Here is a 15176-nt window from a genome sequence, read left to right as displayed (position 1 = left end):
CTGTTCTCCATCTCTCCTGGGGCTTTCCATGCAAAATCAAATCGGCGCACCCAAGCAGGGGTTATCCCTGACTGATCCGCGTGTGCGTGCGTGGCTTTTCCAGATCATCACCATTGTGGCGGTGGTCGGTATGGGCTGGTTTCTGTTCGACAACACACAGACCAACCTGCAACACCGGGGCATCACTTCCGGCTTCGACTTCCTTGAACGCAGTGCCGGCTTCGGCATTGCCCAACACCTGATCGACTACACCGAATCGGACAGCTACGCGCGCGTGTTCCTGATCGGCCTGCTCAACACCCTGCTGGTGTCGATCATCGGCATCATCCTGGCGACCGTGCTGGGCTTCGTGATCGGCGTGGCGCGACTGTCGCCCAACTTCATGATCAACAAGCTGGCGACCGTCTACATCGAGGTGTTCCGCAACATCCCGCCGCTGCTGCAGATCCTGTTCTGGTATTTCGCGGTGTTCCTGACCCTGCCGGGTCCGCGCGCGGCACATGGTTTCATGGACAGCTTCTACGTCAGCAGCCGTGGCTTGAACATGCCGGCCGCGCTGGCCGCGCCAGGCTTTTGGCCATTCGCTATCAGCGTGGTGGTAGCCATCGTGGGCGTCGTACTGATGTCCAAGTGGGCCACCAAGCGCTTCGAGGCCACCGGCCAGCCGTTCCACAAGTTCTGGGTGGGCCTGGCGATCATCATCGTATTGCCGGCCCTGTGCGCGCTGATCTTCGGCACGCCGGTGCATTGGGAAAAACCCGAGCTCAAGGGCTTCAACTTCGTCGGTGGCTGGGTATTGATCCCGGAACTGTTGGCCTTGACCCTGGCCCTGACCGTGTACACCGCGGCGTTCATTGCCGAGATCGTGCGCTCGGGCATCAAGTCGGTCAGCCACGGCCAGACCGAAGCGGCCCACTCGCTGGGGCTGCGCAATGGCCCGACCCTGCGCAAGGTGATCATCCCGCAGGCCCTGCGCGTGATCATTCCGCCACTGACCAGCCAATACCTGAACCTGGCGAAGAACTCTTCCCTGGCCGCCGGTATCGGTTACCCGGAAATGGTTTCGCTGTTCGCCGGTACCGTGCTCAACCAGACGGGGCAGGCGATCGAAGTCATTGCCATCACCATGAGCGTGTACCTGGCGATCAGTATCAGCATTTCCCTGCTGATGAACTGGTACAACAAGCGCATTGCGCTGATCGAACGGTGAGGATGAGCGCATGACCACCCATATTTTCAAACCCGACCAGCCACCACCGAGCAAAGTCTTCGGACCTGTCGCGTGGATGCGCCGGAACCTGTTTTCCAGCTGGCTCAACACGCTGCTGACCCTGCTGTCGCTGTACCTGATCTGGCTGATCGTGCCGCCGCTGTTGAGCTGGTCGATCTTCGACGCGAACTGGGTCGGCACCACCCGTGCCGACTGCACCAAGGAAGGCGCCTGCTGGGTGTTCATCCAGCAGCGTTTCGGTCAGTTCATGTATGGCTATTACCCGCCCGAACTGCGCTGGCGCGTCGATCTGACCGTGTGGCTGGCAGTGCTGGGGGTGGCGCCGCTGTTCATGTCGAGGTTCAAGCGCAAGGCGGTCTATGGCATCGGCTTCCTGGTGCTGTACCCGGTCATCGCCTACTTCCTGCTGCACGGCGGCGCGTTCGGCATGCCGACCGTGGCAACCAGCCAGTGGGGTGGCCTGATGCTGACCCTGGTGATCGCTACCGTGGGCATCGCTGGCGCCTTGCCGCTGGGGATCCTGCTGGCGTTGGGCCGGCGTTCGAAGATGCCGGCGGTGAAGGTGGTCTGCGTGACCTTCATCGAGTTCTGGCGCGGCGTGCCGTTGATCACCGTGCTGTTCATGTCTTCGGTCATGCTGCCGCTGTTCCTGCCCGAGGGCATGAACTTCGACAAGTTGCTGCGGGCGCTCATCGGGGTCATCCTGTTCCAGTCCGCCTATGTAGCCGAAGTGGTGCGCGGTGGCATGCAGGCGATTCCCAAGGGGCAGTACGAGGCGGCCTCGGCCATGGCGCTGGGCTACTGGCGCAGCATGGGCCTGGTGATCCTGCCGCAGGCCTTGAAGATGGTCATCCCGGGCATCGTCAACACCTTCATTGCATTGTTCAAGGACACCAGCCTGGTGATCATCATCGGCCTGTTCGACCTGCTCAACAGCGTCAAGCAGGCGGCAGCCGACCCGGCATGGCTGGGCATGGCAACGGAGGGCTACGTGTTCGCGGCCCTGGTGTTCTGGATCTTCTGTTTCGGTATGTCCCGCTACTCCATGCATCTGGAGCGCAAGCTGGACACTGGCCACAAGCGTTAGGAGCTTAATCATGAGTGAAGCGATCAAGAAACCGGCGGGCGCACCGGGCATCATCCAGATGCAAGGCGTGAACAAGTGGTACGGCCAGTTCCACGTGCTCAAGGACATCAACCTGAACGTGGCCCAGGGCGAGCGCATCGTCCTGTGCGGGCCCTCGGGCTCGGGCAAGTCGACCACCATCCGTTGCCTGAACCGCCTGGAAGAGCATCAGAAGGGCACCATCATCGTCGACGGCGTGGAGCTGACCAACGATCTCAAGCAGATCGAGACGGTACGGCGCGAAGTGGGCATGGTGTTCCAGCACTTCAACCTGTTTCCTCATCTGACCATCCTGCAGAACTGCACGCTGGCGCCGATGTGGGTGCGCAAGATGCCCAAGCGCCAGGCCGAGGAAATCGCCATGCATTACCTGGAGCGCGTGCGCATCCCGGAGCAGGCGCACAAGTTCCCCGGGCAGCTGTCCGGTGGCCAGCAACAGCGCGTGGCCATTGCGCGGGCGTTGTGCATGAAGCCCAAGATCATGCTGTTCGACGAACCGACTTCGGCGCTCGATCCGGAAATGGTCAAGGAAGTACTCGACACCATGATCGGCCTGGCTGAAGACGGTATGACCATGCTCTGCGTGACCCACGAAATGGGCTTCGCGCGCACCGTGGCGAACCGGGTGATCTTCATGGACAAGGGCGAGATCGTCGAACAGGCCGCGCCGAACGACTTCTTCGACAACCCGCAGAGCGACCGGACCCGGATGTTCCTGAGCCAGATCCTGCACTGATTGCCGTTTGCGGCACACGAAAAACCCGGGCCTGTGCCCGGGTTTTTTCGTTACTGGCCTGACACACCGCGGCGCCTGCTTCGCGGCCGATGACCGCTCCTACGGGGAATGCGGGAACGGTGTAGGAGCGGTCCGTGGCCGCGAAGGGTGCGCTGCGGTTTCGATGGCACCCTGCTGGCTGAGCATTTGCCATTGCTGGCAATACGCTCTACGCTTCCTCGTTCAAAGCCGTATCAAGAGACCATCAGGCGTTCGCGTTCTGGCAATGGTCCGCACTTTCGTTTCTGGACCCTTATGCCTACTGCCAACTGTACCGCTTCGAGCAGCGACGTCGTGACGCCGTTGCATAAACCCTGGTTGCTGATCCTTGGCCTGGTGCTGGTGGCGCTGAACCTGCGTCCGGCCTTGTCGAGCATGGCGCCTTTGCTCGCGCAGGTCTCGGCCAGTCTCGGCCTGAGCGGCTCGACGGCCGGCCTGCTGACCACGCTTCCGGTTCTGTGCCTGGGTCTGTTCGCACCCTTGGCGCCTCTGCTGGCACGGCGTTTCGACAGCGAACGGGTGGTCTTGGGTGTGTTGCTCGTGCTGGCCGCCGGCATTGCCCTGCGCAGCCAATTAGGGGTGTGGGGATTGTTCATCGGCAGCCTGGTGGCCGGCGGCAGCATCGGGATCATCGGCGTGTTGCTGCCTGGCATCGTCAAGCGCGACTTCGCCCGACAGGCCGGGACGATGACCGGCGTCTACACCATGGCGCTGTGCCTGGGGGCAGCGCTGGCCGCCGGTTCCAGCGTTCCCCTCAGCCAGTATTTCGATGACAGCTGGCGCATCGGTCTGGCGTTCTGGATGGTGCCTGCATTGCTGGCGGCCGTGTTCTGGCTGCCCCAGGCGCGGCAAAAGCACGGCGTCCAGCGTGTCCGCTATCGTGTCAGTGGCTTGTTCCGCGATCCCTTGGCCTGGCAGGTCACGCTGTTCATGGGCTTGCAGTCGTCGCTGGCCTACATCGTCTTTGGCTGGCTGCCGTCGATCCTGATCGGCCGGGGCTTGTCTGCCGCCGAGGCAGGACTGGTCATGTCGTTCTCGATCATCGTGCAGTTGCCCAGCGCACTCACTGTGCCTTGGCTGGCCACCCGCGGTCGTGATCAGCGCTTGCCGATTGTCGCGGTGATGGCGATGAGTCTGGCCGGTTTGTTCGGCCTGCTTTACGCACCATTGAGCGGGATATGGGGCTGGGCGATCGTGCTCGGGCTGGGGCAGGGCGGGGTGTTCGCACTGGCGCTGACCCTGATCGTGCTGCGCTCGCGGGACGCCCATGTGGCAGCCAACCTGTCGAGCATGGCTCAAGGTGTGGGCTACACCATCGCGTCGATGGGACCCTTCGCGGTAGGGTTGGTGCACGACATGACGGGCGGCTGGAGCGCAGTGGGGTGGGTGTTTGCCGTGATTGGCATCGCCGCCACGGCGGCGGGTATGGGGGCCGGGCGTACGCTGCATGTGCGTGCGGTGGCGACGAAGGTGGAATGATGCCGCGGGTTTGCCTACAGGCGTTGCTGAATCAATGACCGACATCACGCCACCCAAACCCTGGTATGTCTACTTGGTCCGCGCGGCGAATGGCTCGCTCTACTGCGGCATCAGCGACGACCCGCAGCGCCGTTTCGCCAAGCACCAGAGTGGCAAGGGCGCGCGTTTTTTTCTCTCAAGCCCGGCAGTGGCATTGGTGTACTACGAAACCTGGCCCAGCAAAGGTGAAGCGCTGCGCCACGAGCGGCTGATCAAGCGCCTGCGCAAAGTTGCCAAGGAGCATCTGGTAGCGTCTTTCCGCCCCCTGTAGCAGCGGCGCGAGCCGCGTCCGGTGGCACCGCGTCCATTCAGGCACATCGCATACACCGCCGACGCGGCTTGCGCCGCTGCTACAGAGCACGCAATCCCTGTAGCAGCGGCGCGAGCCGCGTCCGGGGACAGCGCGCTCATTCAGGCACAGCGCATACACCGCCGACGCGGCTTGCGCCGCTGCTACAGAGCACGCAATCCCTGTAGCAGCGGCGCGAGCCGCGTCCGGTGGCACCGCGTTCATTCAGGCACAGCGCATACACCGCCGACGCGACTTGCGCCGCTGCTACAGAGCACGCAATCCGTGTAGCAGCGGCGCGAGCCGCGTCCGGTGACAGCGCGCTCATTCAGGCACAGCGCATACACCGCCGACGCGGCTTGCGCCGCTGCTACAGAGCACGCAATCCCTGTAGCAGCGGCGCGAGCCGCGTCCGGTGGCACCGCGTTCATGCAGGCACAGCGCATACACCGCCGACGCGGCTTGCGCCGCTGCTACAGAGCACGCAATCCCTGTAGCAGCGGCGCGAGCCGCGTCCGGCCGTATCGCGTTCATTCAGGCACACCGCATACACCGCCGACGCGGCTTGCGCCGCTGCTACAGGGGTATGTGCTCTGCGCGCGGGCGAGTAAGCTGTGAGCTTTCCCACCCTGCTGGAGCCGATATGTCCGACTTGATCCTGCATCACTATCCGACCTCGCCGTTCGCCGAAAAGGCCCGCCTGATGCTCGGCTTCAAAGGGCTCGCATGGCGCTCGGTACTGATCTCGCCGATCATGCCCAAACCCGATCTGACGGCGTTGACCGGTGGCTACCGCAAGACCCCGGTGTTGCAGGTGGGCGCCGATGTGTATTGCGACACGGCCCTGATCGCTCGCCGTCTGGACCAGGAAAAAGCCTTCCCGTCGCTGTTGCCCCAAGGCCAGGAACTGACTGTCGCCACCTTCGCCGCCTGGGCCGATTCTGTGCTGTTCCAGCATGCGGTCAGCCTGGTATTTCAACCCGAGTCCATCAGTGCCCGTCTGGCGCGCCTGCCGGAAGACGCTGCCAAGGCGTTCATCGCCGATCGCATGGCGCTGTTCCAGGGTGGTACGGCCACTCGTTTGTCGGTCGAGCAGGCCAAGCACCAGTGGCCGACGTTCATGACGCGCCTGGAACAGCAACTGCAGGACGCAGAAGGCGACTACCTGTTTGGCGAACCTACTCTGGCAGATTTCTCCATGGCCCACCTGTTGTGGTTTCTCAAGGGCACGCCGGTCACTGCACCGCTGGTGGATATCTATCCCGCCATTCATGCCTGGCTGGGCCGCGTGCTGGGCTTTGGCCACGGCACCTACAGTGACCTGAGTGCCGATGAGGCGCTGGCGATAGCCAAGGCTGCTACTCCAGCCGCCTTGCCTACGGAAACGTTCGAAGACCCCAATGGGTTCAAGGCTGGTGATCAGGTAAGCGTGGCGGCAGTGGACTATGGCGTCGATCCCGTGCGGGGAGAGTTGTTGTTTGCCGGGGCCGAGGAATTGATCATCAGGCGCGAAGACGAGCGCGCCGGCGTGGTGCATGTGCATTTCCCACGCGTCGGTTTTGCCCTCGCGAAGCAGTAACGGCCTTACGTTCAGCGCGTTACACCGCGGCGCCTGCTTCGCGGCCGGTGACCGCTCCTACGGGATGTCCGCGATGTGCAAGGGCCTGGTGTGGGAGCGGGGCGGGCGGCTGAGCCCTCTGCCCGCGAAGGGCGCGCTGCGGTCTGATTGACACACCGCGGCGCCCGCTTCGCGGCCGGTGACCGCTCCTACGGGGTGCAGGCGAACCTCCGCAGGCTCAGCTCAATCCTTGCGGCGTTTGAGCTGGTCGGTCAGTTGGGACGGCAGGCCCTTGATGATCAAGGTGCCGGCCTCTTCATCGTATTCGATCTTGGAACCCAGCAAGTGGGCTTCAAAACTGATCGACAGCCCCTCGGCGCGCCCGGTGAAGCGGCGAAACTGGTTGAGGGTGCGCTTGTCCGCCGGGATCTCGGGCGACAAGCCGTAATCCTTGTTGCGGATATGGTCATAGAAGGCCTGCGGGCGGTCTTCATCTATCAGCCCCGACAACTCCTTCAACGTCACCGGCTCGCCCATCTTGCTCTGGCTGGTGGCGTACTCCACCAGGGTTTGGGTTTTTTCCCGCGCAGACTCTTCGGGCATGTCCTCGCTCTCGACGAAGTCGCTGAAGGCCTTGAGCAATGTCCGCGTTTCGCCCGGGCCGTCGACGCCCTCCTGGCAGCCGATGAAGTCGCGGAAATACTCCGAGACCTTCTTGCCGTTCTTGCCCTTGATGAACGAGATGTACTGCCGCGACTGCTTGTTGTTCTGCCACTCCGACAGGTTGATGCGGGCCGCCAGGTGCAACTGCCCCAGGTCCAGGTGCCGCGACGGTGTGACGTCGAGCTCGGAGGTCACCGCCACGCCTTCGCTGTGGTGCAGCAGCGCAATCGCCAGGTAATCGGTCATGCCCTGTTGGTAGTGCGCGAACAGGACGTGCCCGCCTGTGGAGAGATTCGATTCTTCCATCAGTTTCTGCAGGTGCTCGACGGCCGTGCGGCTGAACTGGGTGAAGTCGCGACCCTCGTCCAGGTAGTCCTTGAGCCAGCCGCTGAAAGGGTGCGCGCCGGACTCGGCATGGAAGAAGCCCCAGGCCTTGCCCTGCTTGGCGTTGTAGCTTTCATTGAGGTCGGCAAGCAGATGTTCGATGGCGCTGGACTCGGCCAGCTCGCTGTCGCGCGCGTGAAGCACGGCGGGTGTGCCGTCGGGTTTCTTGTCGATCAAATGGACGATGCAGTGACGGATCGGCATGGGCTTCTCGGCTGGTCTGTTTGACGGGCACGGTGGACGTGGCGGGCCGTGCGGCAAAGGGGCGAAGTGTAACGTAGATAGGGGTTTTACGGCTTGCTGGTGACGGGCGCGTGCGCTGAAACGACGAAATCGTCTACTTTTCGGCCAAACCCATGATAAAGCTGAATAAAAGGACCGCTTGTGGCGGATATTTGTCTGGCTCTGTGCTAGTTTTGCCCGGTCTTGCGGCCCACAAGGCCGTGAAGCCCCGCAGAGAGCGGCTTTCGAGTCGAACCAAACGCCATTCTGGGTATCTACAATGGCGATTGGCATGACCGAAACGTGAGCCCCGGCGGACGTCGCACGCCCGGCTCCGACTTACGCTGCACTTTGCAATCCAATTGAATTTGATAGGGAAGGTACACCACCATGGCATTAACCAAAGACCAACTGATCGCCGATATCGCTGAAGCTATCGACGCGCCGAAAACCACCGCGCGCAACGCTATCGAGCAGCTGGGCCAGATCGTTGCCGATCAATTGGAAAATGGCAACGAGATCACCTTGCCTGGTATCGGCAAGCTGAAGATCACCGAGCGTCCTGCCCGTACCGGCCGTAACCCTTCGACCGGCGCTGCCATCGAAATCGCTGCCAAGAAAGTCGTCAAGTTCGTCCCAGCCAAAGTGCTGACCGATTCCGTCAACAAGTAATTGTAACGGCTCGACGAACCGTGCCGCGGGTCAACCCGGGCGCGGTTTTTTTGTGCCCGCGAAATGTACCCAACCCTGCGGGAGCGGGCTCTGCCCGCGAAGGGCGCGCCGCGGTACGCCTGATACACCGCAGCGCCTGTTTCACGGCCGATGGCCGCTCCTACGATGTTTGTATTGAGGTAAACCAGCTGTTACGCGCCTGTTCGGGCAGGAAGGTCCAGGCGACGAAGCGGCTTTGCTTCTGGCCTTGACCCATTTCCACCACGCGTACCTGCGCCGCCTGGACCTTGCCCAGGGTCGCCTGGATGGCCGCAAGGTTGGAAGCCTTGGACACCAGCGTAGAAAACCACAACACCTGCTTGCCCAGCGCCACGCTTTCGTTGATCAACTGGGTCACGAAGCGAATCTCGCCCCCTTCACACCACAGCTCGTTGTTCTGCCCACCGAAGTTCAGCACCGGCAGCTTGCGCTTGGGATCGGCCTTGCCCAGTGCACGCCACTTGCGCTGGCTACCACGCGTGGCATCCTCCAGCGAAGCATGGAACGGTGGGTTGCACAGGGTCACGGCGAACCGTTCCTCGGCGCCTATCAGTCCCTGCAGAATCTGCCGTGGCTGGCCCTGCAGGCGCAGAGTGATGGCCTTGCCCAGCTTGTTCGCCTGGACGATGGTATTGGCCGAAGCCAACGCCACCGGGTCTATGTCGGACCCCACGAACTGCCAGCGATAGTCACTGTGCCCCAGCAATGGATAGATGCAGTTGGCGCCCACACCTACATCCAGTGCCTTGACCGCAGTGCCTCTGGGAATCTCTGCTCCGTTGCTTTCGGCCAGCAGGTCCGCCAGGCAATGCAGATAATCGGCGCGCCCGGGGATGGGCGGGCAGAGGTAACCCGCCGGAATATCCCAGTGCCGAATGCCGTACAACGCTCCGAGCAGGGCCCGATTGAATACCTTCACCGCTGCCGGGTCGGCGAAGTCGATGCTTTGCTTGCCATACGGGTTGAGAATGACGAACCGGGCGAGGTCCGGGTGGGCCTTGATCAGTTGCGGGAAATCGTAGCGGCCCTGGTGGCGATTGCGCGGGTGCAGGGTGGGTTTTTGCGGGGTGGACATGGGGAGGTTACCGGTGAGGCTGCTGGCCTCTTCGCGGGCAGAGCCCGCTCCCACAGGGATCTACTGGGTTGCATAGATCTCTGTGGGGGCGAGCAGCGCCCGCGATGAGGCCCGCAAGACGAATTACAGGCTGGCGATCCGCGCGTGCTGTTCGGCCAGCTTGGTCAATGCCTGTTCGGCTTCGGCCAGTTTGGCGCGCTCTTTGTCGATGACGGCGGGAGGCGCCTTGTCGACGAAGGCCGCATTGGACAACTTGCCGCCCACGCGTGCCACTTCACCATTCAGACGCTGGATCTCCTTGTCCAGACGCGCCAGTTCGGCGTCCTTGTCGATCAAGCCTGCCATGGGCACCAGCACTTCCATCTCGCCGACCAGCGCGGTGGCACTCAGAGGCGCCTCCTGGCCATCGGCAAGCACGGTGATGGATTCCAGCTTGGCAAGCTTGCGCAGCAAGGCATCGTTCTCCTGCAGGCGACGCTGGTCCTGGCTGCCGGTGTTCTTGAGGAACAGGGCCAGCGGCTTGCCTGGACCGATGTTCATCTCTCCACGAATGTTGCGCACGCCCAGCATCAGGCCCTTGAGCCACTCGATGTCGTCTTCGGCCGCCGTATCGATGCGGCTTTCGTTGGCCACCGGCCAAGGTTGCAGCATGATCGTCTTGCCCTGCACACCGGCGAGCGGCGCCAGGCGCTGCCAGATTTCTTCGGTGATGAACGGCATGAACGGATGCGCCAGGCGCAGGGCCACTTCAAGCACGCGCACCAAGGTGCGGCGAGTACCGCGCTGACGCTCGATCGGAGCGTTTTCGTCCCACAGCACAGGCTTGGACAGCTCCAGGTACCAGTCGCAATACTGGTTCCAGATGAACTCGTAGAGCGCCTGGGCAGCCAGGTCGAAACGGAACTGGTCGAGGTGGCGGGTCACTTCGGCTTCGGTGCGCTGCAGTTGCGAGATGATCCAGCGATCGGCCAGCGACAGCTCGTAGGCTTCGCCGTTCTGGCCGCAATCCTCGCCCTTGTCGAGCACGTAGCGCGCCGCGTTCCAGATCTTGTTGCAGAAGTTGCGATAGCCTTCGACGCGGCCCATGTCGAACTTGATGTCGCGACCGGTGGACGCCAGCGAACAGAAGGTGAAGCGCAAGGCGTCGGTGCCGTAGCTGGCAATGCCGCCTTCGAACTCGTCGCGGGTCTGCTTTTCGATCTTCTTCGCCAGTTTGGGCTGCATCAGGCCGCTGGTGCGTTTTTCCACCAGGGCTTCGAGCTCGATACCGTCGATGATGTCCAGCGGGTCAAGCACGTTGCCCTTGGACTTGGACATCTTCTGGCCCTGGCCGTCACGCACCAGGCCATGTACGTAGACGGTCTTGAACGGCACCTGCGGCGTACCGTTCTCGTCCTTGACCAGGTGCATGGTCAACATGATCATCCGGGCGACCCAGAAGAAGATGATGTCGAAACCGGTGACCAGCACGTCGGTGCTGTGGAATTTCTTCAGGAATTCGGTCTGTTCCGGCCAGCCCAGGGTGGAGAAGGTCCACAGGCCCGAGCTGAACCAGGTATCCAGTACGTCGTTGTCCTGGTTGAGCGTCACGTCGGCGCCCAAGCCGTGCTTGCTGCGCACTTCCTCTTCGCTGCGGCCGACATAGACCTTGCCGGACTCGTCGTACCAGGCTGGAATGCGATGGCCCCACCAGAGCTGGCGGCTGATGCACCAGTCCTGGATGTCACGCATCCAGGAGAAGTACATGTTTTCGTACTGCTTGGGTACGAACTGGATGCGTCCGTCTTCCACGGCAGCGATGGCTGGCTCCGCCAAAGGTTTGGTGGACACGTACCACTGGTCCGTCAGCCAAGGCTCGATGACCGTACCGGAGCGATCACCCTTCGGCACTTTCAAGGCGTGGTCGTCGACGCTGACCAGCAGGCCGGCGGCGTCGAACGCGGCGACGATCTGCTTGCGTGCCTCGAAGCGGTCCAGGCCGGCGTATTCGCCGGGCAAGGTGCCGTCCACGCTGTCGTTCAGGGTGCCGTCGAGGTTGAACACCTGGGCACTGGCCAGCACCTGGGCATTCTTGTCGAAGATGTTGAGCAGCGGCAGGTTGTGGCGCTTGCCGACTTCGTAGTCGTTGAAATCGTGGGCCGGGGTGATTTTCACGCAACCGGTACCGAACTCAGGGTCGCAATAGTCATCCGCGATGATCGGAATGCGACGGCCCACCAATGGCAGTTCGACGAACTTGCCGATCAAGGCCTGGTAGCGCTCGTCGTTCGGGTTCACCGCGACGGCGGCGTCACCGAGCATGGTTTCCGGGCGCGTGGTGGCGACGATCAGGAAGTCATTGCCTTCGGCAGTTCTGGCGCCGTCTGCCAGCGGGTACTTGAGGTTCCAGAGGAAACCCTTTTCGTCGTGGTTTTCCACTTCCAGGTCGGAGATCGCCGTGTGCAGCTTGGTGTCCCAGTTGACGAGGCGCTTGCCGCGGTAGATCAGGCCGTCTTCGTGCAGGCGCACGAACGCTTCCTTGACCGCTTCGGACAGGCCGTCATCCATGGTGAAGCGTTCGCGGCTCCAATCGACCGATGAGCCGAGGCGGCGAATCTGGCGGCTGATGTTGCCACCGGACTGGTCTTTCCATTCCCAGATCTTTTCCAGGAATTTTTCCCGGCCCAGATCATGGCGATTCAGCCCCTGGGCTTCGATCTGACGCTCGACCAGCATCTGCGTGGCGATGCCAGCGTGGTCGGTGCCAGGCTGCCACAGGGTGTTGCGGCCCTGCATGCGACGAAAACGGATCAGCGCGTCCATGATGGCGTTGTTGAAACCGTGGCCCATGTGCAGGCTGCCAGTCACGTTCGGCGGCGGAATCATGATGGTGTAGGAGTCGCCGGCACCTTGCGGGGCGAAATAGTTCTCGGCCTCCCAGGTCTGGTACCAGGAAGTTTCGATAGCGTGCGGCTGGTAGGTCTTATCCATGCGCGGCGGGACCCTATAAGGCATTTATTCAAAGAAAGCCGGGAAGTATAGCGGGGATATGGCGGCTATGGGAGGGAGGCGGGCTGCGTAGGAGCGGTCCGTGGCCGCGATGGGCGCGATTCGGTATGGCTGACACACCGTAGCGCCTGTTTCGCGGCCGATGACCGCTCCTACGGTGGTAGGCGAGCGGTCCGTGGCCACGAAGGCGCGGGGGAGGGTATCAGCCCTGGTTGAGCAACCTTTCCATGCGCGCTTCGAGGCGGCGCTTGATTTCGGTTTCGATGTGAGGCGCGAAGTCGTCGATCACATCCTGCATGATCAACTGGGCCGCGGCGCGCAGTTCGGCGTCCAGGTGCAGCAAGGTATCCTGGCGATTCTGCGCCGGGCTGGGTGCCGCTGCCGGTTCCGACGGCAGGGCCGCCGGTGCAGTGGCCACGGGTTCGTCGTGCAGTTCGAACAGCAACGGCACCTCGGGTTCGCTGCGAACCACGGCGTCGGTCAGCAACGGTGGTTGCAGAGTGTCGTCGCCGAGCAGCTTGCGGATCGACTCGAGGTCGTCCAGCAGGTGTACGGATTTGGGCAAAGGCTTGGTGTTGTTGTCCATCTTGGGCTCAAAGTCGCGATAAGCGGTGGTCTTGCAGAGGATAGCCTTGTTCACGGTAGAAACGAAAACTCTCCCGGGCGGCCTGACGAATAGCAGGGTCTTCGACGACAATTTCGGCAACGCGCGCGAACTGGCTGGCAAAGCCTGGAACGTTCAAGGCCAGATTGATCAGGAGATCGTCATGGCCTGCCGCCTGGGCTGCGATGCCCAATGTGACGGGCGCGTGAGGGCCATCCTCTTCAAGGCTGTGGGGCACGAAGCTTTCACCCTTGAAACTCCACAGGCGTGCGTCCAGTGCTTCGCGCTGGGCAGCGTCGGTGCAATGAACGTACACCCGGTGGCCCAACCGCCAGGCTTTCTCGGCCAACTTGCAGGCGAAATCCAGGCGTGCGGCGGGCAGGGGAGTGGGCAGAACATAGAAGTCGACTTGGGGCATGGTGTGTTCCTGGTGCTTGAGACCGAGTCGCCCTCTTCGCGGGCAGAGCCCCCTCCCACAGGAAGCATGCTTGTGTGGGAGCGGGGCTCTGCCCGCGAAAAGACCGACGCGGACTTGAGGCATTACACCCCGGCGCGGTCCAGCAGGTACTGGGTGAGCAGAGGCACCGGACGACCGGTGGCGCCCTTGTCCTTGCCGCCACTGACCCATGCCGTGCCGGCAATGTCCAGGTGCGCCCACTCGTAGGCCTTGGTGAACCGGGACAAGAAGCAGCCCGCGGTGATGGCGCCGCCCTTCGGCCCGCCGATGTTGGCGATGTCGGCGAACGGGCTGTCCAGTTGCTCCTGGTACTCCTCGAACAGCGGCAGCTGCCAGCAGCGGTCGTCGGCCTGCTTGCCGGCTTCCAGCAGTTGGCCGACCAAGGCCTCGTTGTTGCTCATCAGGCCCGTGGTATGGCCACCCAGAGCCACAACGCAAGCACCGGTCAAGGTCGCGATGTCGATCACCGCGCGCGGGTTGAAGCGCTCTGCGTAGGTCAGCGCGTCGCACAGCACCAGACGGCCTTCGGCGTCGGTGTTGAGAATTTCCACGGTCTGCCCGCTCATGGTTTCGACGATGTCGCCAGGGCGCGTCGCGCGATCACTGGGCATGTTCTCGGCGCAGGCCATCAGGCACACCAGGTTGATCGGCAGCTCCAGCTCCAGCACGGCGCGCAGGGTGCCGAACACGCTGGCAGCACCGCACATGTCGTACTTCATCTCGTCCATGCCGGCGGCTGGCTTGATGCTGATGCCGCCGGTGTCGAAGGTGATGCCCTTGCCGACCAGCACGTACGGCTGCTCGGATTTCTTCGCGCCTTGATAGTTGAGCACGATCAACCGCGGTGGCTGCGCACTGCCCTGGGCTACGGCCAGGAACGCACCCATGCCCAGTTCCTTGAGCTTCTTCTCGTCGTGAATCTCGACCTTGAGGTTCTTGTGCGCCTTGCTCAGGCTCTTCGCGGCTTCGGCCAGGAAGCTGGGGTGGCACAGGTTGGGTGGCAGGTTGCCCAGATCCTTGGTGAAGCTCATGCCACTGGCAATCGCCTTGGCGTGGGCAACGGCGCGTTCGACGTCGGCCTGTCTGGATTTCTGGGTCAGCAGGGTGATCTTCTGCAAGGCACGTGGATCGGCCTTCTTGCTCTTGAAGCGATCGAACACGTACTCGCCATCGAGCAGGGTTTCTGCCAACAGGCGCGTTCTGCCATAGGCATCGCGGCCCTTGACGGTCAGTTCGTCGAAGGCAAACACGGCATCGCTGCCGCCCAGGTTCTTCAGTACGCCGTAGGCAGCGCTGGCCAGTTTGCGCCACGGGCGGTCGGCCAGTTCGTCGTCCTTGCCGCTGCCCACCAGCAGCAGGCGCTCGGCCTTGAGCGCCGGCACGCCCGGCAGCAACAGGGTCTGGCCCGCACGCCCGGCGATGTCGCCGCGCTTGAGTGCAGCGCTGATCAAGCCGCCGCTCAGGCCGTCGATCTTGCTGGCAATGGCGCCCAGGGCGCGTTCTTCGCCGATGGCGACGACCAGGGTCGCGGTTTTAACTGATTCGGCAGCAACGCTCTTTACAACCAATTCCATA

The 15176-nt window shown here is 62.7% G+C and carries 13 protein-coding genes; 7 read left to right on the top strand and 6 right to left on the bottom strand.

The features are described from left to right. Nucleotides 1-28: 28 nt before the first annotated feature. The 6 genes from IFT80_RS07455 to IFT80_RS07430 all read left to right on the top strand — a co-directional run bounded on the left by IFT80_RS07455 (nucleotide 29) and on the right by IFT80_RS07430 (nucleotide 6518). Entirely contained in the window at nucleotides 29-1210 is a 1182-nt protein-coding gene (locus IFT80_RS07455) for an amino acid ABC transporter permease (RefSeq protein WP_122479632.1), read from the top strand. Between the two features lie 10 nt (nucleotides 1211-1220). After that, a complete protein-coding gene (locus IFT80_RS07450) occupies nucleotides 1221-2318 on the top strand; it encodes an amino acid ABC transporter permease (protein ID WP_043186351.1) in 1098 nt (365 codons plus the stop codon). Between the two features lie 10 nt (nucleotides 2319-2328). Further along, nucleotides 2329-3093: an amino acid ABC transporter ATP-binding protein gene (locus IFT80_RS07445; protein ID WP_043186354.1), complete on the top strand. Its 765-nt coding sequence runs from the start codon at nucleotides 2329-2331 to the stop codon at nucleotides 3091-3093. Between the two features lie 294 nt (nucleotides 3094-3387). After that, nucleotides 3388-4611: an MFS transporter gene (locus IFT80_RS07440; protein ID WP_192057723.1), complete on the top strand. Its 1224-nt coding sequence runs from the start codon at nucleotides 3388-3390 to the stop codon at nucleotides 4609-4611. Between the two features lie 34 nt (nucleotides 4612-4645). Beyond that, a complete protein-coding gene (locus IFT80_RS07435; protein WP_192053484.1) occupies nucleotides 4646-4921 on the top strand; it encodes a GIY-YIG nuclease family protein in 276 nt (91 codons plus the stop codon). A 661-nt stretch (nucleotides 4922-5582) separates the two neighbouring features. Continuing rightward, the gene (locus tag IFT80_RS07430) at nucleotides 5583-6518 is read left to right on the top strand and encodes a glutathione S-transferase family protein (RefSeq protein ID WP_192057722.1); all 936 of its coding nucleotides are present in this window, start codon (nucleotides 5583-5585) and stop codon (nucleotides 6516-6518) included. 222 nt (nucleotides 6519-6740) lie between these two features. On the opposite strand, the gene yejK is transcribed toward IFT80_RS07430, so the two are convergent. Then, on the bottom strand, nucleotides 6741-7748 hold the full coding sequence (yejK, locus tag IFT80_RS07425) for a nucleoid-associated protein YejK (RefSeq protein ID WP_192137098.1): 1008 nt from the start codon (nucleotides 7746-7748) through the stop codon (nucleotides 6741-6743). Nucleotides 7749-8156: 408 nt separating this feature from the next. On the opposite strand from yejK, the gene IFT80_RS07420 reads away from it, so the two are divergent. Continuing rightward, complete coding sequence (locus IFT80_RS07420) at nucleotides 8157-8438, top strand: HU family DNA-binding protein (protein ID WP_122479627.1); 282 nt, start codon at nucleotides 8157-8159, stop codon at nucleotides 8436-8438. A 160-nt stretch (nucleotides 8439-8598) separates the two neighbouring features. Here IFT80_RS07420 and rlmF read toward each other — a convergent pair whose 3' ends face one another. The 5 genes from rlmF to IFT80_RS07395 all read right to left on the bottom strand — a co-directional run bounded on the left by rlmF (nucleotide 8599) and on the right by IFT80_RS07395 (nucleotide 15175). Then, nucleotides 8599-9552 carry a 23S rRNA (adenine(1618)-N(6))-methyltransferase RlmF gene (gene rlmF / locus IFT80_RS07415; RefSeq protein WP_192137096.1) on the bottom strand — a complete coding sequence of 318 codons (954 nt, stop codon included), beginning with the start codon at nucleotides 9550-9552 and terminating at the stop codon, nucleotides 8599-8601. A gap of 123 nt (nucleotides 9553-9675) precedes the next feature. Next, the gene (locus IFT80_RS07410) at nucleotides 9676-12522 is read right to left on the bottom strand and encodes a valine--tRNA ligase (RefSeq protein WP_192053492.1); all 2847 of its coding nucleotides are present in this window, start codon (nucleotides 12520-12522) and stop codon (nucleotides 9676-9678) included. Nucleotides 12523-12742: 220 nt separating this feature from the next. Then, complete coding sequence (locus IFT80_RS07405) at nucleotides 12743-13126, bottom strand: DNA polymerase III subunit chi (protein ID WP_122796079.1); 384 nt, start codon at nucleotides 13124-13126, stop codon at nucleotides 12743-12745. A gap of 7 nt (nucleotides 13127-13133) precedes the next feature. Beyond that, nucleotides 13134-13562, bottom strand: coding sequence for a DNA polymerase III subunit chi (locus IFT80_RS07400; protein WP_122479623.1), 429 nt, complete (start codon nucleotides 13560-13562; stop codon nucleotides 13134-13136). Nucleotides 13563-13684: 122 nt separating this feature from the next. Beyond that, nucleotides 13685-15175, bottom strand: coding sequence for a leucyl aminopeptidase (locus IFT80_RS07395; protein WP_192053496.1), 1491 nt, complete (start codon nucleotides 15173-15175; stop codon nucleotides 13685-13687). Nucleotide 15176 lies beyond the last annotated feature (1 nt).

Origin of the sequence: Pseudomonas sp. CFBP 8771, assembly GCF_014841695.1 — a bacterium.
GTDB lineage: Bacteria > Pseudomonadota > Gammaproteobacteria > Pseudomonadales > Pseudomonadaceae > Aquipseudomonas > Aquipseudomonas baltica.
The sequence above is the reverse complement of the archived record's forward strand: the minus strand, read 5'-3'. Positions and strand labels throughout refer to the sequence as shown.